Genomic DNA, 20,396 nt, shown 5'->3' with positions numbered 1-20,396 from the left:
CATGAAAGACCTTCTCATAGAAATAGGAACGGAAGAACTGCCCGCAGGTGCTATACTGCGCGCGGTAGACCATCTGAAAGAAAAACTCCACCACATACTGCAGAGAGAAGACATCCAAACCTTTGCAACACCGAGAAGGCTTGCCTTTTTTGTTAAAAACTTCCAAAACATTGCCCCTGAGAGGGAAGAAACCATCTATGGTCCACCAGTTAAGGTAGCCTATGAGGAAGGAAAGCCCACTAAGGCACTTCTTGCCTTTCTTGAAAGAAACAAGGCAAGCATGGAAGAAGCCATTGAAGTTCAAAAGGGTGAGGGTCTGTATGTGGCTATAAGAAGGAGGGTAAAAGAAGTCTCACCCCTTGAGAAACTTTCAGAAACCTTTGAGGAGCTTCTCCAATCTGTCCCCTTCCCAAAAACCATGAGGTGGGACTCTTCAAACCTCAGGTTTTCAAGACCCATAAGATGGATATGTGCCCTTTACGGTGACCAAGTTCTTCCCCTCTCCTTCGGAAAGCTAAGGGCTGACAGGATAACCTATGGACACAGGATACTCTCCCCTGGTCAAGTGGAGCTCAGGAGCGCAGGGGACTATGTTGAGGCTCTTAAGGGTAGTTATGTTATTGCGGACTATAAAGAAAGGCTCGGCATGGTGCTTGCATTTCTTCGGGATGAGGCTTATGCTCTTGGCGGAAAGCCCTTTTACCCCGAGGGTTTGGAAGAGGAGGTGGCAAACCTCGTAGAGTTTCCCTTTGCGGTGGTTGGAAAGTTTGAGGAAAAATACCTTGAGCTTCCTGACAGGGTAATAATGACCGTCCTTGCCCATCATCAGAGGTTCTTCTGCGTAGAAAAAGAGGGCCGGCTCCTGCCCTACTTTATAGCCATAAGCAACAACTATCCAAGAGATAGTGTAATCGTTAGAGGCTACGAAAAGGTGATAAGGGCGAGGCTTGAGGATGCGCTGTTTTTCTACAGAGAAGACCTCAAAAAACCTTTGGAGGAGCTTCTCCCTCAGCTGTCGGAAGTTCTATTCCATCCAAAGGCCGGCAGTATGTTAGAGAAGGTTAGAAGGGTTGGAGCACTTGCCATGAAGCTGGCGGACCTTCTGGGATTTTCTGAAGATAAGAAGAGAAAGATAGAGAGGGCAAGCCAGCTCTGTAAGGTAGACCTTCTTACGCAGATGGTAAGGGAGCTTGACGAACTTCAAGGTTATATGGGATACATATACGCCCTCAAGCAGGGTGAAGACCCGGAAGTTGCTCTTGCTTTGTATGAACATTATCTTCCAGTAAGAGCCTCTGACCCATTGCCCTCAAGCGATATCTCTGCGGTGCTATCTATAGCGGATAGACTTGACAGTCTAAACACTCTCATCACAGTGGGCGAAGCCCCAAAGGGAAGCTCAGACCCCTACGGTATGAAAAGGCTTGCTCAAGGGCTTTTTGCCATATTAGAGCACTTTGGGTGGAATATAGACCTTTCCGCATTGCTTGAAAGCTATACAAAAGACATGGAGAAGTTTCTTGAAGCAAGGCTTGAAGCCTACCTTGACCCCTATGGCTACGACCTTGTTAGGGCGGTTCTTGAAGTGAAAAGCCCATTCAGACCCTATGAGGCTATAAGCATAGTAAAAACCCTTGCCAGCCTCAGAGAGGAGGAAGAATTTAAACATATAGTAGAAGCCTACAGGAGGGTGGTAAGGATACTGCCCTCAGAATGGAGGGAAGATATGGTAGAAGAAGGGCTATTCCAAGAGGAAGAGGAAAAAAGCCTTTGGCAAGCCTATAGGAGCCTCGAAGACACGCAGGATTTACTCAATTTATCCGTCCTAAAGGAACCCATAGATAGGTTCTTCGATAAGGTCTTAGTGATGGACCCCAGAGAAGAGGTAAGGAAAAACAGGCTTTCCCTTCTTTACAGAATAAAAAAACTTTTTAACAGGTTTGCGGATTTTAGCAAGATAGTAACAGAAGGAGGTAAGGCATGAAGTATCTTGTGTGGCTTGATGAGGTGGGCATCGAGGATATACCCCTCGTGGGGGGCAAGAATGCCTCTCTTGGTGAGATGATAAGAAACCTGTCTTCCCTTGGCGTCAATGTCCCCTACGGTTTTGTGGTAACCTCTGAGGCTTACTACAAATTCATTGAGCATAACGGACTTGAGGAGGAGATAAGGAGGATACTTCGTGGGCTTGACCCAAAGGATGTGATAGACCTTGCAAAGAAGGGTCACCAGATAAGAGAACTTATAAAGGGTGGTGAGTTCCCAAGGGAGATTGAAGAGGGAATAAAAAACTACTATGAAAAACTCTCAGAGAGGTATGGCTCTTTTGCGGTGGATGTAGCGGTGCGATCCTCCGCCACAGCAGAAGACCTGCCCCATGCATCCTTTGCAGGACAGCAAGAGACTTACCTCAATGTGGTGGGTGCGGAGAACGTGCTGACCGCAGTTAAAAACGGCTTTGCCTCCCTCTTTACCGACAGAGCTATATCCTACAGGGAGTCCTTTGGCTTTGACCACTTCAAGGTAGGCATAGCCATTGGCGTGCAGAAGATGGTTCGCTCCGATATGGGTGCCTCTGGTGTCATGTTCACCCTTGACACAGAATCTGGCTTTAAGGATGTGGTGGTGATAAACGCCTCTTATGGACTTGGTGAGCTTTTGGTTCAGGGTATGGTAACTCCCGACGAATACATGGTCTTCAAGCCCACCCTTCAGGCTGGATACTCTGCCATAATTGAGAAAAAGCTGGGAAGAAAAGACAGAAAGATGGTATATGGCACTGGGCAGGAGAGGGTCAAGGTGGTAAACGTATCCCTCCAAGAGCAAAAGCAGTTTGCACTATCTGACGATGAGATTCTCCAGCTTGCAAGATGGGGCATACTCATAGAGGATTACTACTCCAGAAAAAATGGCAAGTGGATGCCCATGGACATAGAATGGGCGAAGGATGGAGTGCTTAATCAGCTCTTTGTGGTGCAGGCAAGACCAGAAACTGTGCACTCAAGAAGAGAAGAAAACATCCTCAAGGTCTACAAGTTCACCCAGCCTATTGAAGAAAGGGCAAAGAAAAGAATAGTTTATGGCATAGCGGTGGGTGACAAAATTGCCCACGGAAAGGTAAGGGTCATACACGACCTAAAAGATGCGGGGCAGTTTCAAGAAGGTGAGATACTGGTCACCGACATAACAGACCCCGACTGGGAGCCTGTAATGAAGAAGGCGAAGGGCATAATAACCAACAGGGGAGGCAGAACCGCACACGCAGCCATAGTAGCAAGAGAGCTTGGAATACCTGCGGTGGTGGGCACTCACAAAGCCACAGAGATACTCAAAACAGGCATGGAGGTGACCCTTTCCTGTGCGGAGGGTGAGGTGGGTTATGTTTACGAAGGCTTTGTCCCTTTTGAGGTTGAGGAGATAAACCTTGAAAACCTCCCAAGGACAAACACAAAGATAATGATGAACGTGGGCAATCCAGAGTCCGCCTTTAAGTATTCCTCCATCCCCAACGACGGCGTGGGACTTGCCAGAGAAGAGTTCATAATAGCCAACTACATAAAGATACACCCCCTTGCCCTCCTACACTACGCAGAGATAAAGGAACTATACCAAGAGCTAAGGGCTCAGGGTCTTTTGGATGACAGGGGTAATGTGAGCATGTCTGTCATATACAGGTATGCAAAGCCACCGCTCTCAGACAAGCTGGCAAAGGGCAAGGACAAAAAACAGATAAACCTTCAAAAGCTCATAGAGGACATAGAGAGCCTCACCTTTGGCTATGAGGACAAGGCTCAGTATTTTGTGAAAAAGCTCTCTTACGGGGTTGCTAAAATATCCTCCGCCTTTTATCCGAACCCGGTCATTGTTAGGTTTTCTGACTTTAAGTCCAACGAATACAGAGGGCTAATAGGCGGTGAGCTTTTTGAACCAGAGGAAGAAAACCCCATGCTGGGCTGGAGGGGCGCATCAAGGTATTATTCAGAGGTCTATAAACCCGCCTTTGGGCTTGAGTGTCAGGCAATACTAAGGGTGCGGAACAAGATGGGCTTGACAAATACAAAGGTTATGATACCATTTTGTAGAACACCCGAGGAGGGAGAAAGGGTGCTACAGGTAATGGAGCAATATGGACTCAGGAAGGGGGAAAACGGGCTTGAAGTCTATGTGATGGCTGAGCTTCCCAGCAACGTAATACTTGCGGACAGGTTTGCGGAGATATTTGACGGCTTTTCTATAGGTTCCAATGACCTCACACAGCTAACCCTTGGTCTTGACAGAGACTCTGGACTTGTAGCACACCTTTATGACGAAAGAAACGAGGCGGTAAAGAGGTTCATAGCACACCTTATACAAACCGCAAAGGAAAAGGGTAAAAAGGTGGGCATATGCGGTCAGGGTCCATCTGACTTTCCAGAGTTTGCGGTCTTTCTTGTGGAGCAGGGTATAGACAGCATATCTCTAAACCCAGATTCTGTGCTTAAGACCATGCTCGTGGTTGCGGATGCGGAAAATAGGATGAGGGAGATGGTGCCATGAACATAAGCCTTGCCTTTCCACCCTTGCTAAAGGGTGTCAAGACCATAGTGGGTCTGCAGTTTACAGACAAGGTTATAAGACTTCTGGAGCTGGGGAAAGACAAAAAGCCTCTTTCAGAACCCATTGAAGTAAACCTTGAGGGGAAGGATAAGGAAAAAGTCCTGAGAGAGGTAGTTCAAAAATACGGGCTCTCTGGCAAAAGGGTCGTAGCCTGCATACCGGTCAACGATGGGCTTCTCAAGTTCTACAAATATCCTGCATCCATGAGCAAGAAGGACCTCCAGAGTGCCATAGAGTGGTCTATAAAGAGGGAACTCTCCGCCATGAGAGAAGAAACCTATTACGACTATTTTATACTGGAGCCAGGAGCTGAGGGGAAACAGGTGGGTGTGGTTCTAGTGCTCTCTCGGAAAGAAACAGTTGAAGGCATAAGAAAAATGGTGGAAAGTGTGGGGCTTAAACTTCATACTCTTGACTACGAGGTTGTCGCCATAATAAATTACGGGCTCTATCACAAGCTCCCTGTTCCCTTTTCCATTCTTTACATTGACTATAACTACTCCATACTAACCACCTATTCACCCACCAATATAAGCTACTACGTGACCTATTGGAGCTTCTCGGAGTTCTTGAAAAGCAGGGATGAGGAGTCCCTTGAGAGTTTTTTTGCGGAGATTAGAAACATTGTGGTTCTGAACGACCTTTCCAGTATGTATGTAGCAGGACCCATAATCGCAGATGAGGAAATGCTTACGCGAATCATGGAAAACCTTCCTATACTTGGGATTCTTGACCTTGAGGAGCTTAAACCAAACTTCTTTATTCCGTACATATTAAGTATAAGGGGGATGGAAGGATGATAAAGATAAACCTTGCAAAGGTAAGGAAGGAGGAGGCAAAAAGGGGCATAGCCTTTGATTTATCATCCTTGAAAACTTTAAAGGTGCAGGACTTACTCAAAGCTGGGGGAGAATATTACGCAGGGCTTTTGCTATGGCTTGGTGTGGTGGCGGTATTGGGGTATTATTGGAAGGTTCGTCAAGATGTAGAGCATCTTAAGGCAGAGATAAGCAATTTAAACGCAGAGAAGACAAGGCTTCAAGCAGAGGCAAAAAAATTCCTTGATGAGAAAAGGGCTATAGAAGAGAGAATAGCCAGAATAAAGAAAGAAGTTCAGGATGTTGAAAAGAGTAAGGACATAATCGTCGGGCTAAAGGCTTACTACGAGCCTTTTAACTCAGGCTTTTCCTTTTACATGTCCTACGTGCCCAAAGCTGCTTGGATTAGTTCCTACAGACAATCTTTAGATATAAATCAACAGAAGCTAACTTCAGAGCTTGAAATAAACTCCTTTGACTACGAGAGCCTCAGTTCTTATGGGAAGGCACTAAGTAATGCTTCTGAGAGAGCTTCTCTCGCTCAGCTTGAGAGAAAGTTAAACCCTCATGGATTTGAATATTACTCCGCTAAACTTTCCTCTGAAAGAAACCTACAGGAGGGGAGGTAGACCATGCAAAAACTCATAGAACAGTTTAAGGCACTTCCCCCTTGGCAGAGGTATGTCCTAATTCTTGTCCTTCCCCTTGTTTTAATCGTATATATTTGGCTCATGCTACTATCTCCAGCTATGGACGAAGTAAGCAAACTAAAAGTAGAAGTGAACAATGCTAAAGCGGATATTCAACGCATAAGGGCAAGCCTTAATCCAGCAATACTTGAGAACCTAAGGAAGGAAGAAAAGGCTCTTGAAGAAGAATACCTTACAAAACAAGCGGAACTTGTTAGTTTGGTTGGAGAAATACCAACAGAAAAAGATGTGGGTAAAATAATTGCCAACATAGGGCGTATAGCTAAAAGGTCAAAAGTTAAAATACTCAACCTGCAGGTTTCTGGGGCTCAAAAGGTAAGCTATGCAATAACCCAAGAAGGTGAAAAGAAGGTCGTAAAGGAATTACAGCAACAGCAACAAACCCAACAACAGGGGCAAAAAGGTCAACAGCAAACGGGGCAACAACCTCAAGAAGGGGTAACTCTTCTAAGAAGCGAGGTTAAAATGACGCTCCTTGGAGACTACGCTTCCGTGAGAGCATTCCTTGATGGCATGAGAAGAGAGGGTATAATATCCTATCCAGTGTCGCTAAGTCTCAGCAGTGAAGGTAATAAGTTGAGGGCGGAAATGGTAATAAATATCCTAATGAAGGAGGGACAGGAGCTATGAAGAGATTGATATTTCTTTTGACTTGTTTTGGTTTTGTCTTTGCACAGCAACCCTTTCAAAACCTTGAGGGTGCGGTAGGCTATATAGTGATTGAAAGGCAGGGAAAGGTAGAAAATTACATTGTGGTTGAAGAAAAAGATGGCTCGGTAAGAAACATAAGAGTAGACAGAAACCCATCACAGTTTATGAAAAAGACCGAAGAACAAAGGGAAGGAGGTAAAAAATGAGGAAGGTATTAGGATTTATTGTGATACTTTTGTTTGTGGGCTTTTCTTACTCTCAGACAGTAAGAGAGATGAGGTTTGAGAATGTTAAATTGGAAGCAGTCCTAAAGGCACTTGCGGAAGTTTCTGGTATGAATGTTATCTTTGACCCAGCGGTTTCTCAAGACCTTCAAAAGACAGTAAGCGTTGCCATATACAGACCTGTGCCCGTAGGAGAAGCTATGAACATTATTCTAAAAGAGTATAGTCTCATAGCAGTCCCTGCGGATACAAAGGTTTTCCGTATTACGAAAGGCGCAGAGATAAATATAAACGTAGCTGGACTTGATGATAAACAGATAAACGAGATAATAAACTTCCTAAAGGCACGAGTAACTCCGTCTGCAGAAATAGTCATAGACAAAACGCTCAAAACTATATATATCAGGGACGAGGAAAAAAACATAAAAAGGCTTGAGCCAATACTTAAGGATTATAGGAAACTTGCAGATGCACTGGTCCCAGCAGAAGAGAGGACTACTAGGGTGTTCTACCTAAGGGGCATAGGGCTAGATGAAGCAGAAAGACGAATAAAGTCTTACACTAGACCAGACACATCAATAACTAAATCTTATGATTTTTCCGCTCTTGTCATAACAGATAGTCCCAAGCAGATGGAGCTGTACACAGAGGCTCTTAAGCCTTTCCTAATCACCACACCTTCTGAAAGAAGACCAGTTACCAAGATATTCTACCTAAAATACATAAGCCCCGATGAGTTTATAAAGATGATAGAGCCTCTAAGGTCTGAAGCAGGTATTGTGCTGAGTGGAGGTGCTCTCGTAGAAAGGCAGGACTTACAGCCTCAACAACAGACACAAGCACAACAACAAACTCAAAAGGCCCCAACTCCTATTATAAGGGAGTTTAACGCGGTTATGATAACTGACTATCCAGATGTTTTACAAATTATACAAGAAAGGTTCAAAGACTACATAAGCGAAAGCCCCGTAAGAGTGTCCATAGAGGCACGCATAGTAGAGGTTAGAGAAGAATCCCTCAGAGAGCTTGGCATAAACTGGAATGCCTTGTTATCACAAGCTAATGTTCCACAATTTTGGAGTGGAGGTATTGGTTCAAATATAGGCACAAACACACCATTGAACCCAATCCCTGGACTTTCTGCCACACCTGGCGGTATATTGACCTTTACCTATCAGAGGGGTGTTCTCAACGCTCTTAACCTAAGGATTTCAGCCCTTGAAAGGATAGATAAAGCTAAAAGTATAGCGAAGCCTACCGTGGTTACTATTAACGGTCAGAAAGCTACAATAAAACAGGGCGTTCAAGTTCCCTATCAAACTGCTGCAGTCGGTGCCGGTGGCACCGCAGTGCCGAACATACAGTTCAAGGATGTGGTTCTCCAGCTTGATGTCACACCGGTAATATCACCAGATGGTAGAATACTAATGGATATAGAAATAAAACGCGATACCGTGGGAATTCAAACTCCACAAGGACCTGCCATAAACACAAAAGAGGTAAAGACCAAGATAGTCGTGGAAAATGGTCAGACCGTGGTGCTAGGTGGCATAATAGACAATCAAGATGGCGTAACTAACGAGGGCGTGCCTGGGGTAGTAAGAGTTCCCTTGCTTAAGTATCTCTTCGGACAGGAGAGGGTAAGAAAGTTTGATACGGAACTTCTTATATTCATAACTCCAACCGTAATCAGCCAGTGATGAAGCTCCTAATAAGAGGCATAAACGAAAACAACTTAGAGGAAATCGCTCTTAAGTTGTCTGAGTTGGATATAAACCCTACTCCTCTTTACAGAAGTGTTCACGAAGGCAAAAACGAGGCTGTGGTGGAATGTGATGAGGAAAAATATTCAAAACTAAAGGCTGAACTTGGAAGCGTTTGTCAGATGATAGTTGTAGATGCGGGCAGGGCCAGACCTGTATCTTTGGTTTTACTTTCCCTCTTCTTAGACAATCTCCTTGTATTTTATATGCTTAAGTTTTCTGTATGGTCTGAGGATTTTGCTAACCTACTAAGCAGGCTCTTTTACAGCACAAAGGCTGTAGTTTGGTCTAAGCTAATCATGAGCCTTATTCTCATATACTTGTATCAGCATGCTTTTTTCCACTCCAAAGGAGCACCACCTATTTCTCACCTCTTGGGTTTGAAATACACCAAAGACAAAAATTGGGTTATGTTTTCTTACTCTCTACCTTTGGTGGCTTTGTATATGATGAACACGGGATTTACTTTTATTAAACTTTTGGGTCTTTTTCTCCTCTCCCTGTCAGTTGCGATCCTGATATATCAGAGCGAACATAAGGCTTAGGAGTTCGTGAAATTTTCGTGAAACCCCTTGACATTGCATTCTAAAGATGTAAACTATTACCATCCTCTCAGCCCGGGCGGGAGAGGAAATACTTTTAAGGAGGGTAGTCATGAAAAAGCTACTTAGAGCCACAAGGCAAGCGGTAGAGCTCAACAAGGCAAAGGGTTTCACCCTCATTGAGCTACTTGTGGTTATAGCCATCATAGCCATATTGGCATCAATAGCCCTGCCGTCTTACATGAAGTATCAGAGAAAGTCGAGGATAAGCTCCTACGCGGAACCTGCGGTTAGAGCATGTGCTATGGACATAGTTGCTTGGTGTACAGAAAGGCCAGCAGCAAGCGGGACAGATTCATACACAATAGATACAGGAACAGGTAATGCTCCCCTCAAAAACTGCCTTGTATACGACGCAAACGGTGCACTACAGGCTAATACCGTGAAGCTCACTACTCCAGGCGGTCCAGTTTCCTTTAAGGTTCTAACTTCAGAACCAAGTAGTCCAACTGACATAACTGATGGAAACCCAAGGGGAGACACATTTACATGTAACACGCAGGGAGAGGTAGGCAATACCATACACGTTGCTGGGAAGATGGATGGTATTGGTGATTACATAGTAGTTTGCACAATCACAAACTCTGCCCATTCTACTGGTACTGGAGTTCGTTGTCAAGTGAAATAAGCCTTATGGGGGGTGTATTGCCCCCATTTTTATTTATTTATGAAAATAAGAGCTTTTACCCTTATAGAGCTTTTAATGGTTCTTGTCATAATATCAGTGCTTGTATCTATAGGTTTGTTTTCCTATGCAAAGAATCAGAGAAGGGCAAAGTTGAGTTCTTATGCTGAACCGGTTGTGAGAGCTTGTGCTATGGATATTTTTGTCTGGTGTTTACAAACAAAGGAGCAGACAAGTCCAGTAAGTTTTGTTATTGATACAGTGGGAAGTGAGCCAGCTCCTCTTAAGAACTGTCTTGTTTTTGACACATCAAACAACCTGCAGCCCTCTAATGCCAAGATGTCTACACCTGGAGGGGCTGTATCTTTTAAAGTTCTAAGCACAGCTCCAGACAATTCCGCGCATATTGAAAATGGCAATCCAAGAGGCTCACAGTTTGTTTGTAGTGGTGGTCAGGTTGCACAAGACTATTATGTGGCTGGAAAGCTCGACGGGATTGGAGATTTCATGGTAGTCTGCAGGATTACAAACAACACACATAGTGAAGGTGCAGGTATAAAGTGCGTAATAAGGTAGTTTCTACTATCTTACATAGACCGCCTCAACCCTTGACCTTGAACCCTGCGGACCCAGGGCCTCTGAAACTATGGTATAGACATATCCTTTCCCACCCGGGGAAGGTCTTGTGTAGGCAACGCCCTCTATCTCAAAGCCGGGCTGTGGTGCATAACCTGTGAGGCATACGGTTACGGTATTGGTGTATTCTCCAGTTACACCGACCAGTCTGTAAGTAAGTCTAAGGTCACAGCAGTTTCCAGGTCTTGAGGCAGTTCCATCTGGGCAGTCGCCTGTCAAGAGACTATCAAAGGAACCGCCTGTTATCTGAGATACTGTATAGCTTATTCCACCCCTTGCCGCATCCCTCGTGGTAGCATAAACTCCAGACATCCTGGAGGTCTCAAAAACCCTCGTAAGCAGTATATACAGACCACCTATTATTAATGCCACTATTATAGCAGTTGTTAGAACAGATATAAGGGCAACGCCTCTTTTCATCTTATGTTTTCCAAAATAATGTTTTCCTCTACTACTCGCCATCTATACCACCTCCAATCTTGCGTTGGTATTGTCATTGTTCCACCACAGCTCGCAGAAAACTGTGGCACTTCCATATTCAGAGAAGTCCGCCCTCCTACCTGCACGAGCAGGCAAACTCTTATGGCTCTTAGATTCTGGATGAGATTTATACTTTCCGAGTAATTGTTGCCGTCGAAATACCTCACCCTGAAGGCACCCACACAGGAAGCCACAGGTTGAGCCAAGGCATCTCCCTGCACATCCTTGAGAAGGTTAAAGGTTTGGGGAGCACATTCTCTGGGGAGGTTGATATCTGAGGTGTAGTATCTAACTGCAAAATTCCCTGGATAACTACCATCCCCTGCAAAAAAGATAAGTCTGTTCTCCTGAGAAGTGTAGGTGTTGCATGGCCGAACTGAACACCCAGTTTCTACACAATTCTTATTTGGGTCAAGGGCAAGGCAGTTACCTATTCCATCAAGGTTTTGGGGGCATTCCGCAAGCATGTAAGTGGTGCTTCTGTTTATGAGTTGTCCTAATGTGTTTGTGCTCCACCAGCATCCAGAAAACCTCTGCTGTCTGCTAGCAAGGCTCAGAAAGTAAAGTTCCTCTTGCCTGTCGTTAGCCCTACACCTTGCCAATACAGTGTTAAAGTTTCCAAAGGCTGTTAAGCTGTTGCAGTCAATTACTCCATCGTTAGGTGTTCCATGGGTATCTACGATTCTAAGTCTGTTCCTGTCCACACCAAAGCCTATACTGGAGAAGTCCTTCCTTATCTGGTAAAGCAATGCGGTTATGTCTTGTTCGTTCTTTGCGATGATAGACTTAGTTACCGCTTCTCTTATAAGGTTCACATAGGCAACATAAACACCCACACCAACTATGAGAGCTATTGCCATCACTACGAGCAGTTCAATGAGAGTGAAACCTCTCTTCATTTTCTTTCCCTCATCACAGTAGTTGCGTAGCCCCTATAATTGCCAGAAGAAGGCTCAAAATACCACACTATTACCCCCACCCCTTTTCCCACCTCCACATTATACCTGACGATTCGAGCGAGTGTTGCTCCCGCATATATCCATCTACCTTTAAAAAGCTCCCCGCATATCAAGTCTTGTATTTGGTTGCCAGCTCTATCTGCGCATAGCTTAACGCAGGGACCCACTCCAGGGCAGTCTTCTTCTCTGGTACAGGGCCTATTTATGTCGCGCTTGCAAACGGATGAAGTTCCTGGCTTTATGTTAAGCCAATCCGCTGTGCCGAGAGGATTACCTCTTGAGTTATTATTGTTGCCGTTGTAGGGGTCTCTAAAGTCTCTTAATCCATCGCCGTCACTGTCTCTGTTGTCAAAGGAACATTGACCAGCTATATCACAAGTTGCATTCTGCCAATCTGCTACATAACCTCCATTGGCTTGTAAGAAATGGTTCGTGCAGGTGGGAGTATTGTCCTGACAGTAAGGCATAGACTCTACCTTCGAAGCTATCTCCCCCATGATTTCCAGCGCCCTGTCCTTTGTCTGTTCTTGGATAGAATACTGAATATAAAAAAGAAGCCCTCTCAAAAAGCCTATCATTATTATCAGCAAGAGTATAGTGGCAACCAAAAGTTCAATAAGAGTAAAACCCTTCTTATTCATACCTTACCCTCCCGAGTCTGTCTAGTATGACCCTTCTCTCTTCCCCAAGGAAGTTTCTTAGCGTCAAAGTTCCAGCACCAAAACCGCAGGAGTAGTTCAGCACGTAGCCTCTGCGGTCAAAGACCACGTAAAAATCATTTCCCGGTGCTACGCCGGTAGGAAAACTTATCAGTCTCTCTCTTTGAAGGCAGGGACCCGTGCTAGGAGGACAGTCATTAGCAGTGTTACAGATAACATCAGGGGCATTAACACATCTACCGCTATTATTATCACAGCTAGCTAAACAGTCAGCACCATCGGAACATGTTGCATTGGGCGCGGCGGAACAAACCCTTGTAGTATCGATTGAGGTACAGTTTGGGTTCACATCTCTGCAGTTCATATCATGGTCTATAAAGACCTTATACTGTCCGTTACCACCGCATACCCTTATGCCCCACATGCTACCCGTAGATATAGACCTAAGCTTTACCTGGTTAAGGTCACTGGCAAATTGGGTCATACCAGCCCTCAGCCTTTCCCTCGCCACCTGCACCAACATGGGATATAAAAAGAAGCCAGCAAGTATGGATAATATGGCAATTATAACCAACAGTTCCATAATAGTGTAACCACTTACTTTTCTATCCACAGTATAAACCTCCCCTGGGCTTCCGTTCCTACCTGCTGAGGGAACCTAAGTATAAGACCACTTGAGAGCTGGACGAATTTTTCATACTGTGCGCTTTGACCTGGTGCCATGCTTATCTGGAAAGGAGTACCTATAGGCGGAACACCTTGTCCCGCTTGGATGTGTCCAAGAACCTGAACAGTGGAGCCTATAGTCCTACTTCCAGAGACCGCATTAGGTGACAGAACCGCAGGTCTGGGATAGGGAGTGCCCGACTTGTAGTAGAGGGTAAGAAGGTTAGACCTACCTTCCATTTGGCATACATCACCTGGTGGGACAAAGGTAAGAGCGTCTACTATTCCTCCAAAGACAACTGGTCTTGAGTATATAGCCTCACCACTTAGTTGGTAATACCAGCCTCTTGACACGGGTAGGGGCAGTGCAGTATAGCTGGTGCTTGAAACCACCTGCTCTGTGTTGCATCCCGCACTTGTGCAGATACACATGTTTTTGAGTTCCGAGACGACCGCAGATGTAGTGCTTCCAGTTGTGTTGTCCATGTTGCCTCTTGTATACGAGTTGGAGCATGTGCCATTCCAGCAGTCATCCTTAAAGCCAATTAGGAAGTTGTTATAAGGTATAGTTTTGTCTAAGGAGCTCAGGAACTTTCCTGTTCCAAAAAAGACCCATAAGGCACCCATCTCATCCTTTGTAGCGTTAGGTGCTCCAAAGACTGGTGGTCTATGACTGCCCGTATTAAAGGAAGACAGGTCTACTGCTGTAGATATATCTGACGCACTAAGGGAGTTCACAGACTTGTAACTGCTTCCACTTCTTAGGGTTAGCCTGTAAAAGTTGCCCCAAGAATTTCCATTGTTCCCCCTTCCATAAAGCCCAAAGTAAAGCACGTCATCCCTGTAGTCGTTGTCCACATCAAAGGGCATTATATCACCCACTGCAGCCATTACACCAGAGGGGAGAGATAAGGTTATATCCCTCACCACATCGCCGTTTCTAAGGTTTATAAAGTAGAGTTTTGTTGAGCTTGCATAACTTTCAGAGCCGGATGTTGCCTGTTTATCGCCAGCTTCCATCGGACCTGTTCCTACAACCACATACCACTCGCCGTTCTTATCTGGGTCACCAAGCCTGACTATTGCAGGGAAGGAAAGCGTTAGTGTGTTGTCTGGTATAGGCCTTTCCCAAAGAAGAGTTGGTCTATCGCTGGTGCCATCGAGCCAACCCGTCAGGTCAAGGGCAAAGATTGCAGAGGAGTATGTATAATCTCCTGCTGTAATAGCCTTGCCCCCAAATCCCATAGTTCCCACCAATATGGTCCTCCAGCTGTTTACAGTCTTGCTTTCATTTGAGCCACCACCTATGGAGGCATCCACCACTATGGTTCTATAGTCCACCGTTGGCACGTGGCAGTAGTCACTTCTTCCATACCAGACTAGATAAGGCAGTGCGTTCCGTGGAATAAAAGCCCACTCCTCGCGTGCTATAAGGTCTGTATTGTTGTTGTTTGGTGCGTTGATCAGTTTAACTGGTGCGTTCTGATTGGGTATACAGTATCCGCCAGGGCAGTCCGAATCTTCGCTGCACTCCATATTTTGGTTGTTGGAACAGACTTTCCTCTCTTTGATAGAGCCAATCCTAAAGACATGCAACATACCATCATTAGCACTTATAAAGCTAAAGGATGCTCTGTTCCTATATTGGCTTCTCCTTATGTATTCAAGATAGGTGCTGTCGCTGTATCTAAGATGGTATATGTTTAGAGGTTCTGCGGAGACTAGAGAGGGCGTGGAATATATTATATCTCCCAGCTTCCAGGTCCTTTCCCCGCTGACTGAGTAGGTGGGACACAAAGCACCCAAAGATGCAGTGTCGAACTCCCTAATCCTATTCACAAGACCAAGAACCGCATTGCAATTTGTGTCTGAGGATACCTTCTCCCCGCGGAGATATCTTATAACACAACTTGCTCCTGTATCATTATTTACGGAGTTTTCTATAGACTGCCATATGCTCCTTACATAACTTGCCTCTCCTGTAGTAAACTCTACCAAGTTACCGTCTTTATTGTAGTATATCTTTCTATCGTTGGGATTTTCGACAGCAAGCCTGCATCCTGCATCAAAGAGAGGTCTTAGCTCATTGACACCTCTCAGAGCTTCCATACTGCAAGCATTGTCTGGGTCGCTACCACTGAGAATGGCTACCTTTGTCTCGTTGGCGTTTGGGTCGAATACAAACTGGAATATCTTGTCAAAAACATTACCAGCCATTTCAAGTATTTTGTTGGTGTTAGTATCCTCTCTAAGGTTTTGTTTTGTATCCACCCAGAAACTGCGTAAGAAACCTATCCATGATATCTCTGTCCCATCTTGCCTGATGTATCTGGGATAGAAGTAAGGTTGTAGAACCACAGAAGAAATACTAGTTCTTGAAGCCAAGGTTGCCACAGTGGCACCAGAGGAGGCACGTTTGAGAATTTCGGAGAAGGCAGAAAGCAAGGCATTTCTCAAAGATTCCGCATCATTAGCTTCAAAGAAGTTGTAGGGTAGTCCGTCCTTAGGAGTATTCCCAACTGTATCCCACTCCGCACACTTGGGGTCCCAATTATTTGGAGGATTGCACTGGGGAAGGGAATAAGTCACACCTCTACTGTTGCAATAGGTAGTTGAAGTCGTTTGAATATTAGTTCTTACAGTGTACTCAAGGGAAGAGCAAGTTCCACTTCCATTTGGGTATTGAATTCCAGTAAATGGGAAAGGCCAAGTGTTAGAGTCAATGTCTTCAAAGCCGCCAAAAATAGCGGTAGTTATCATTGCCTGCCTTCCTTGAAGACTTGTACCAGGGTCTAAATCTCCAAAGGCGTAAACTGCGTATGTATAAACATTTTGCTTTCCAGATAGGTCGCTTCTGAGGTCTTGTGTTGCCATAATACGGGCTGGCACAACTGGGTCCACAATACCATTCCAAGCACCATCTGAAAGCAGTAAAACAAAACCCTTTCTACAAGGCACAGGATAGCTGTTTCCTCCAGAACCGTCATAGTAAGGATCTACATTTCCATTTCCGCGATTAATATAAGCTGAATTTGCTTCATAGTTATAGTCGTTGCTTTGTTTATAAAAGTCATAGGCTTCCCACAAAGCTTCACCTGTAGGTGTACCGTAGTAGGGTTGCTCATTGTTTATAGCACTAATCAGGCTTGCAAGGGTTGCATTTTTACCAGTTCTGATCTCTCCATATCTACCATCACTTGCAAATACCATAAATTCCATAATGAGCTGGCACTTCTCATTGACCTGACCATTCAAGTCAGAAGTATCACAGAAAGAATGAATAATTCCTCTTATAGAGTTCGGATCAGAAGGTCTAATCCTGATCCGAGCGTTAGATATAGTATTATTTCCTAATGGGCAAGTGCCGTTATAGTTTGATACGGTTATCCGCCTATCGGTAGTGGTATTAACATTTATCTTAAACCTGCATTTTAGGTTGTTTTCATTTATAGTATATTGTGCCCCCTCGCTCTCAAGGAAGGTATTTCCTCCGGACTGAGAAGTTCTTCCTCCAGTTAAGACCATACGAGCGATATCAATTCGTGTTGTAGTTATCCAGTTTAAAAGGTTTCCTGAGATACAACTGCTTGAGCCGATTCTGTTTGAGCAATTACAGCTAGCCTCTTGAAAAAAGCTTGAAGAATATTGATAGCACTTATCAGGGTCAAAATATCCCGAATATGTTTGATTTGGGTTATAGGAGTATGTGCTACTACCACATTGAGCTACATAATTATTATAGCCTCCAAAATTGCAAGGCACATAGGCAGGAAACTGCATAGAGCCAGAGAAGTCCATTACAATAAGGACATTGGGTTTTACGCTTGTGCCTACAAAAGGAGGTACATAGCAGTAATCAGACATATTTGCTGACCTTGAGGGCCCTATCAGCAATATAATTAGGAAAACCAAAGCCTTTGTCAAAACAGCTACCTTTCTCATGGCTAATCCCACCATCCTAAGATTTTTATGTAAATAACTTCACCTGCTCTGTTAAACTCCATCTTTATAGCCCTTGCATAGTTCAATGCATCTATGTTTAACTGGTTTCCTGTTGGGCTTTCTATTACCAAGTTTTTTCCAAGTATATAGCTTCTGCCATCCACACTTAGCGTATTCCCTCTAACTTCTACTTTTACTCCGTCCAATTCCAAAGCATGTAAAAAGCCAAACAAAATCAAACTAATAGCAAAAACTCTAAGCATTTTAACCCTCCTTAGTATAATAGATTCTTACAATCTTAGGTTCTTTGCGTGAACTATATGTGAAAAATAGACCCTCTAAAGCCCCTCCACATCCTCCGCATAAGAATAAACCTCTATACCATTTTTTAGTGCAACATCTTTTGCCTTTGGGTCTACCATAGGCGATATTATTATGGCTCTGCTAACCTTTACGCCTTCCTTAGATTGGTAAAAGTCTAACTTTCTTAAAAAGGCGTACACATCAGCCTTACTCATAGAGGACTTTATCTCCGCCACAATTATCTCACCATTTTTAATGATAAGGTCAAGCTCTATCTGGTCTGGTCTTCCAAAAACTATACCTTCCTTGTCGTAGTTGATATATCTCTCCACCTTTACAGGAAAACTCTCCTCAAGTATACCCTTGAGAGCATTCCTAAAAGACTCCTCAGAATGTAGCCCCCAGCAAGCTCCGAGAGCACCAATAGTAGAGTCATGTTTCCTGCTTAGCCTTTTTACCTCTTCCATAAGAAACTGTATAGCTTTGCTGTGTTCCTCAAGTATCTTGGAATGTTGCATAAGTATTTCTCTTTGCTCCTCAAGAGCTTTCTTATACTCCTCCCACTTTCTTTCAGATTCTTCCCTTTGTCTTTCCAACTCTGCCCAGATTGATTCCTTTTCCTTTTTGTCCTCTTCTCTTCTCCTTTCCATCTCTGCCCACATTCTTTCCCTTTCTTGTCTTTCTTCCTCTCTTCTCCTTTCCAGCTCCGCCCACATTTTATCTCTTTCTTGTATGTATTGCTCCCATCTTCTGTTAGACTCTTCCCTTTGCCTTTCTAACTCCGCCCACACCCTCTCCCTATCCTCCAAATACTCCTGCCACCTCTTCTCGGAATCCTCTCTTAGTCTTACCAGCTCCTCATAGAGCTTTTCTATCCTATCTTCGGTCTTATCCTTCTCTGCGAAGCTGTCTTTTAGTAGGTCTTTGATATAAGCCTTTATGACGGGGTCTTCCTTTATAATTTCTGGCAATACCTTAAGAACAAGCCTCTTTAGCTCTTCAAGGTTTTGTGCCTGCATGATAGTAAATTATAAGCTTATAAGCCTAAGCATCTGAGCTTCTTGATATAAATCATTCTGAAAGCCCTTCCACAACCCTTAAAATATAGCAAAACCCATAAGGAGGTAAAACCATGGCACAGACTGTAAACCTTAAAGGCAATCCTGTTGCCCTTTGCGGACCCGCTCTAAAGGTTGGAGACCCTGCACCGGTGGCTTATGTGGTCACAAAGGACCTTCAAGAAGTAACGGTAGGCGGGGCAAGCGACAAGGTGCAGGTTATAATAACTGTCCCATCCTTGGACACTCCCGTATGTGAGACAGAGACCAAAAAATTCAACGAGCTTATGGCAGGTATGGAAGGCGTGGCGGTATGCGTTATTTCTATGGACCTTCCCTTTGCTCAAAAGAGGTTCTGTGAGAGCTTCAATATTGGCAATGTGGTGGTAGCCTCTGACTTCAGATACAGAGACATGGAGAAGTATGGCGTGCTAATATCCGAGGGTGCTCTCAAGGGTATTCTCGCAAGGGCTATATTCGTGGTGGACAAGCAGGGTAAAATAGCCTACATACAGCTTGTGCCAGAGATAACCCAAGAGCCAAACTACGACGAAGTGGTAGCCAAAGTAAAAGAGCTTCTATAAAAAACTGGGGGCTTTGCCCCCCCTTGTTGTTCTTGGAGGGTTTTGAGTTAGATGAGGAAGGGTTTTTAACTTATAATAAAAGGGAGGAGGTTGTATCGTGGAAAGGGAAAGGCTCTATTCTAAGAAGTTGAACGCTGGCAAGAGAACATACTTTTTTGATATCAAGAAGGGTAGGGATGGCTCCGCTTACTTGGTGATAACAGAGCAAACAGAAGACAAGAAGAACAGGCTCATGGTTTTTGAGGACAAGGCGGAAGCCTTTATGTCCGTCCTGCAGGAGGCGGTGGGCAAGATGAAGGAAGTAAAGTAAAGGCTTTGAAATACTCTGCAGGAGGTGGGAGCTATGAAGAAGTTTATCCTCTTTATTCCCTTCCTTAGCTTTGCCTTTGAGGATTGCAGACCTTCTATAAGCCTTGAGCAGGCTATAAACAATGCAAGACAGCATGTAGGAACTGTGCAGTCCGCTCAGCTTTCTCAGAATAAGAAAACAGGAGAGTGTTTTTATAGAGTTAGAGGGACGGAAGGCACAGCGGTAATTGACGCAAAGGATGGAAAGCTCCTAAGGTTTACCAGAAAAAGGTAGGGCTACTTGGAGGGTCTGAAGGCTTTGACTTTGCTCTCGTCTGTGGTTATATAGGGTCCACCTATTAGGTCTATGCAGTAGGGGACTGCAGGGAAAACCGCATCAAGACAGACCTTTATAGATTGGGGCTTGCCGGGTAGGTTTATTATGAGGGTTTTGTTTCTTATGCCTGCGGTTTGACGGGAAAGGATTGCGGTAGGCACTTGTTTTAATGATACCGCTCTCATGAGCTCGCCAAAGCCTGGGAGCATTTTTTGACATATCGCCTCTGTAGCTTCTGGCGTCACATCTCTTGGTGCAGGTCCTGTCCCACCGGTGGTAAGTATAAGACAGCAACCCTCCACGTCCGCCATGTGTATCAAAGCACCCTCTATTAGGTCTCTCTCGTCAGGGACTATACGGTATACTATCTCAAAGGGTGAGGTGACAACTTCATTTATATACTCTATAATGTATTTACCACTTATGTCTTCGTATTCTCCTCTACTTGCCCTATCTGATATGGTAAGCACTCCAATTTTTGCCTTTTCCATGAGG

The 20,396-nt window shown here is 44.5% G+C and carries 21 protein-coding genes and 1 pseudogene; 13 read left to right on the top strand and 9 right to left on the bottom strand.

Annotated features, from left to right (window positions below; all coding sequences use genetic code 11):
- The first annotated feature begins 1 nt into the window (after position 1).
- From glyS to G3M65_RS01320, 10 genes are all read left to right on the top strand, one after another.
- Entirely contained in the window at positions 2-1,984 is a 1,983-nt protein-coding gene (glyS, locus tag G3M65_RS01365) for a glycine--tRNA ligase subunit beta (protein ID WP_173832785.1), read from the top strand.
- Complete coding sequence (gene ppsA, locus G3M65_RS01360) at positions 1,981-4,536, top strand: pyruvate, water dikinase (RefSeq protein WP_173832784.1); 2,556 nt, start codon at positions 1,981-1,983, stop codon at positions 4,534-4,536. Before glyS ends, ppsA begins: the two co-directional genes overlap by 4 nt.
- On the top strand, positions 4,533-5,396 hold the full coding sequence (gene pilM, locus G3M65_RS01355) for a type IV pilus biogenesis protein PilM (protein ID WP_173832783.1): 864 nt from the start codon (positions 4,533-4,535) through the stop codon (positions 5,394-5,396). The genes ppsA and pilM overlap by 4 nt, the downstream gene beginning before the upstream one ends.
- Positions 5,393-6,043 (top strand): FtsB/FtsL family cell division protein, encoded by a 651-nt coding sequence (locus tag G3M65_RS01350; protein WP_173832782.1) that lies wholly within the window; start codon positions 5,393-5,395, stop codon positions 6,041-6,043. The genes pilM and G3M65_RS01350 overlap by 4 nt, the downstream gene beginning before the upstream one ends.
- 3 nt (positions 6,044-6,046) lie before the next feature.
- On the top strand, positions 6,047-6,754 hold the full coding sequence (locus tag G3M65_RS01345) for a hypothetical protein (RefSeq protein WP_173832781.1): 708 nt from the start codon (positions 6,047-6,049) through the stop codon (positions 6,752-6,754).
- The gene (locus G3M65_RS01340) at positions 6,751-6,981 is read left to right on the top strand and encodes a hypothetical protein (RefSeq protein ID WP_173832780.1); all 231 of its coding nucleotides are present in this window, start codon (positions 6,751-6,753) and stop codon (positions 6,979-6,981) included. The genes G3M65_RS01345 and G3M65_RS01340 overlap by 4 nt, the downstream gene beginning before the upstream one ends.
- Complete coding sequence (locus tag G3M65_RS01335) at positions 6,978-8,699, top strand: secretin GspD/PilQ domain-containing protein (protein ID WP_173832779.1); 1,722 nt, start codon at positions 6,978-6,980, stop codon at positions 8,697-8,699. The genes G3M65_RS01340 and G3M65_RS01335 overlap by 4 nt, the downstream gene beginning before the upstream one ends.
- Complete coding sequence (locus G3M65_RS01330; RefSeq protein WP_173832778.1) at positions 8,699-9,307, top strand: hypothetical protein; 609 nt, start codon at positions 8,699-8,701, stop codon at positions 9,305-9,307. Before G3M65_RS01335 ends, G3M65_RS01330 begins: the two co-directional genes overlap by 1 nt.
- A 109-nt stretch (positions 9,308-9,416) precedes the next feature.
- Positions 9,417-9,992, top strand: coding sequence for a prepilin-type N-terminal cleavage/methylation domain-containing protein (locus G3M65_RS10610; protein ID WP_173832777.1), 576 nt, complete (start codon positions 9,417-9,419; stop codon positions 9,990-9,992).
- A gap of 39 nt (positions 9,993-10,031) precedes the next feature.
- The gene (locus G3M65_RS01320; RefSeq protein ID WP_173832776.1) at positions 10,032-10,565 is read left to right on the top strand and encodes a type II secretion system protein; all 534 of its coding nucleotides are present in this window, start codon (positions 10,032-10,034) and stop codon (positions 10,563-10,565) included.
- A gap of 6 nt (positions 10,566-10,571) precedes the next feature.
- Here the strand turns inward: G3M65_RS01320 and G3M65_RS01315 are convergent, their stop codons facing one another.
- The 8 genes and pseudogenes from G3M65_RS01315 to G3M65_RS01285 form a co-directional block, all read right to left on the bottom strand.
- Positions 10,572-11,087, bottom strand: a complete 516-nt coding sequence (locus G3M65_RS01315; RefSeq protein WP_173832775.1) for a hypothetical protein — start codon at positions 11,085-11,087, stop codon at positions 10,572-10,574.
- Positions 11,042-12,004, bottom strand: a complete 963-nt coding sequence (locus tag G3M65_RS01310; RefSeq protein ID WP_173832774.1) for a prepilin-type N-terminal cleavage/methylation domain-containing protein — start codon at positions 12,002-12,004, stop codon at positions 11,042-11,044. The genes G3M65_RS01315 and G3M65_RS01310 overlap by 46 nt, the downstream gene beginning before the upstream one ends.
- Positions 12,001-12,705, bottom strand: a complete 705-nt coding sequence (locus G3M65_RS01305; protein WP_173832773.1) for a type IV pilus modification PilV family protein — start codon at positions 12,703-12,705, stop codon at positions 12,001-12,003. The genes G3M65_RS01310 and G3M65_RS01305 overlap by 4 nt, the downstream gene beginning before the upstream one ends.
- Positions 12,698-13,306, bottom strand: coding sequence for a pilus assembly FimT family protein (locus G3M65_RS01300; protein WP_173832772.1), 609 nt, complete (start codon positions 13,304-13,306; stop codon positions 12,698-12,700). Before G3M65_RS01300 ends, G3M65_RS01305 begins: the two co-directional genes overlap by 8 nt.
- A 14-nt stretch (positions 13,307-13,320) precedes the next feature.
- Positions 13,321-16,608 carry a pilus assembly protein gene (locus G3M65_RS01295; protein WP_173832771.1) on the bottom strand — a complete coding sequence of 1,096 codons (3,288 nt, stop codon included), beginning with the start codon at positions 16,606-16,608 and terminating at the stop codon, positions 13,321-13,323.
- 216 nt (positions 16,609-16,824) lie between these two features.
- A pseudogene (locus G3M65_RS10675) lies at positions 16,825-17,169 on the bottom strand (hypothetical protein); the annotation flags it as partial.
- Between the two features lie 164 nt (positions 17,170-17,333).
- Positions 17,334-17,594 carry a hypothetical protein gene (locus G3M65_RS01290; protein WP_173832770.1) on the bottom strand — a complete coding sequence of 87 codons (261 nt, stop codon included), beginning with the start codon at positions 17,592-17,594 and terminating at the stop codon, positions 17,334-17,336.
- A gap of 75 nt (positions 17,595-17,669) precedes the next feature.
- Positions 17,670-18,653, bottom strand: a complete 984-nt coding sequence (locus G3M65_RS01285; RefSeq protein ID WP_173832769.1) for a DUF3782 domain-containing protein — start codon at positions 18,651-18,653, stop codon at positions 17,670-17,672.
- 113 nt (positions 18,654-18,766) lie between these two features.
- Here G3M65_RS01285 and tpx point away from each other — a divergent pair, with 113 nt between their 5' ends.
- From tpx to G3M65_RS01270, 3 genes are all read left to right on the top strand, one after another.
- Positions 18,767-19,276 carry a thiol peroxidase gene (gene tpx, locus G3M65_RS01280; protein ID WP_173832768.1) on the top strand — a complete coding sequence of 170 codons (510 nt, stop codon included), beginning with the start codon at positions 18,767-18,769 and terminating at the stop codon, positions 19,274-19,276.
- Positions 19,277-19,373: 97 nt separating this feature from the next.
- On the top strand, positions 19,374-19,586 hold the full coding sequence (locus G3M65_RS01275) for a DUF3276 family protein (RefSeq protein WP_173832767.1): 213 nt from the start codon (positions 19,374-19,376) through the stop codon (positions 19,584-19,586).
- Between the two features lie 33 nt (positions 19,587-19,619).
- The gene (locus G3M65_RS01270; RefSeq protein ID WP_173832766.1) at positions 19,620-19,859 is read left to right on the top strand and encodes a PepSY domain-containing protein; all 240 of its coding nucleotides are present in this window, start codon (positions 19,620-19,622) and stop codon (positions 19,857-19,859) included.
- 2 nt (positions 19,860-19,861) lie between these two features.
- Here G3M65_RS01270 and mog read toward each other — a convergent pair whose 3' ends face one another.
- Positions 19,862-20,392, bottom strand: a complete 531-nt coding sequence (gene mog / locus G3M65_RS01265) for a molybdopterin adenylyltransferase (protein WP_173832765.1) — start codon at positions 20,390-20,392, stop codon at positions 19,862-19,864.
- Between the last annotated feature and the right edge of the window lie 4 nt (positions 20,393-20,396).

The organism is Hydrogenobacter sp. T-8 (genome assembly GCF_011006175.1).
GTDB lineage: Bacteria > Aquificota > Aquificia > Aquificales > Aquificaceae > Pampinifervens > Pampinifervens florentissimum.
This window is presented reverse-complemented; position numbering and strand designations above follow the sequence as displayed.

Bases quoted from the DNA above. Each gene is read 5' to 3' on its own strand.
- glyS (WP_173832785.1), top strand. From the start codon at position 2: ATGAAAGACCTTCTCATAGAAATAGGAACGGAAGAACTGCCCGCAGGT.
- ppsA (WP_173832784.1), top strand. From the start codon at position 1,981: ATGAAGTATCTTGTGTGGCTTGATGAGGTGGGCATCGAGGATATACCC.
- pilM (WP_173832783.1), top strand. From the start codon at position 4,533: ATGAACATAAGCCTTGCCTTTCCACCCTTGCTAAAGGGTGTCAAGACC.
- G3M65_RS01350 (WP_173832782.1), top strand. From the start codon at position 5,393: ATGATAAAGATAAACCTTGCAAAGGTAAGGAAGGAGGAGGCAAAAAGG.
- G3M65_RS01345 (WP_173832781.1), top strand. From the start codon at position 6,047: ATGCAAAAACTCATAGAACAGTTTAAGGCACTTCCCCCTTGGCAGAGG.
- G3M65_RS01340 (WP_173832780.1), top strand. From the start codon at position 6,751: ATGAAGAGATTGATATTTCTTTTGACTTGTTTTGGTTTTGTCTTTGCA.
- G3M65_RS01335 (WP_173832779.1), top strand. From the start codon at position 6,978: ATGAGGAAGGTATTAGGATTTATTGTGATACTTTTGTTTGTGGGCTTT.
- G3M65_RS01330 (WP_173832778.1), top strand. From the start codon at position 8,699: ATGAAGCTCCTAATAAGAGGCATAAACGAAAACAACTTAGAGGAAATC.
- G3M65_RS10610 (WP_173832777.1), top strand. From the start codon at position 9,417: ATGAAAAAGCTACTTAGAGCCACAAGGCAAGCGGTAGAGCTCAACAAG.
- G3M65_RS01320 (WP_173832776.1), top strand. From the start codon at position 10,032: ATGAAAATAAGAGCTTTTACCCTTATAGAGCTTTTAATGGTTCTTGTC.
- G3M65_RS01315 (WP_173832775.1), bottom strand. From the start codon at position 11,087: ATGGCGAGTAGTAGAGGAAAACATTATTTTGGAAAACATAAGATGAAA.
- G3M65_RS01310 (WP_173832774.1), bottom strand. From the start codon at position 12,004: ATGAAGAGAGGTTTCACTCTCATTGAACTGCTCGTAGTGATGGCAATA.
- G3M65_RS01305 (WP_173832773.1), bottom strand. From the start codon at position 12,705: ATGAATAAGAAGGGTTTTACTCTTATTGAACTTTTGGTTGCCACTATA.
- G3M65_RS01300 (WP_173832772.1), bottom strand. From the start codon at position 13,306: ATGGAACTGTTGGTTATAATTGCCATATTATCCATACTTGCTGGCTTC.
- G3M65_RS01295 (WP_173832771.1), bottom strand. From the start codon at position 16,608: ATGGAATTTATGGTATTTGCAAGTGATGGTAGATATGGAGAGATCAGA.
- G3M65_RS01290 (WP_173832770.1), bottom strand. From the start codon at position 17,594: ATGCTTAGAGTTTTTGCTATTAGTTTGATTTTGTTTGGCTTTTTACAT.
- G3M65_RS01285 (WP_173832769.1), bottom strand. From the start codon at position 18,653: ATGCAGGCACAAAACCTTGAAGAGCTAAAGAGGCTTGTTCTTAAGGTA.
- tpx (WP_173832768.1), top strand. From the start codon at position 18,767: ATGGCACAGACTGTAAACCTTAAAGGCAATCCTGTTGCCCTTTGCGGA.
- G3M65_RS01270 (WP_173832766.1), top strand. From the start codon at position 19,620: ATGAAGAAGTTTATCCTCTTTATTCCCTTCCTTAGCTTTGCCTTTGAG.
- mog (WP_173832765.1), bottom strand. From the start codon at position 20,392: ATGGAAAAGGCAAAAATTGGAGTGCTTACCATATCAGATAGGGCAAGT.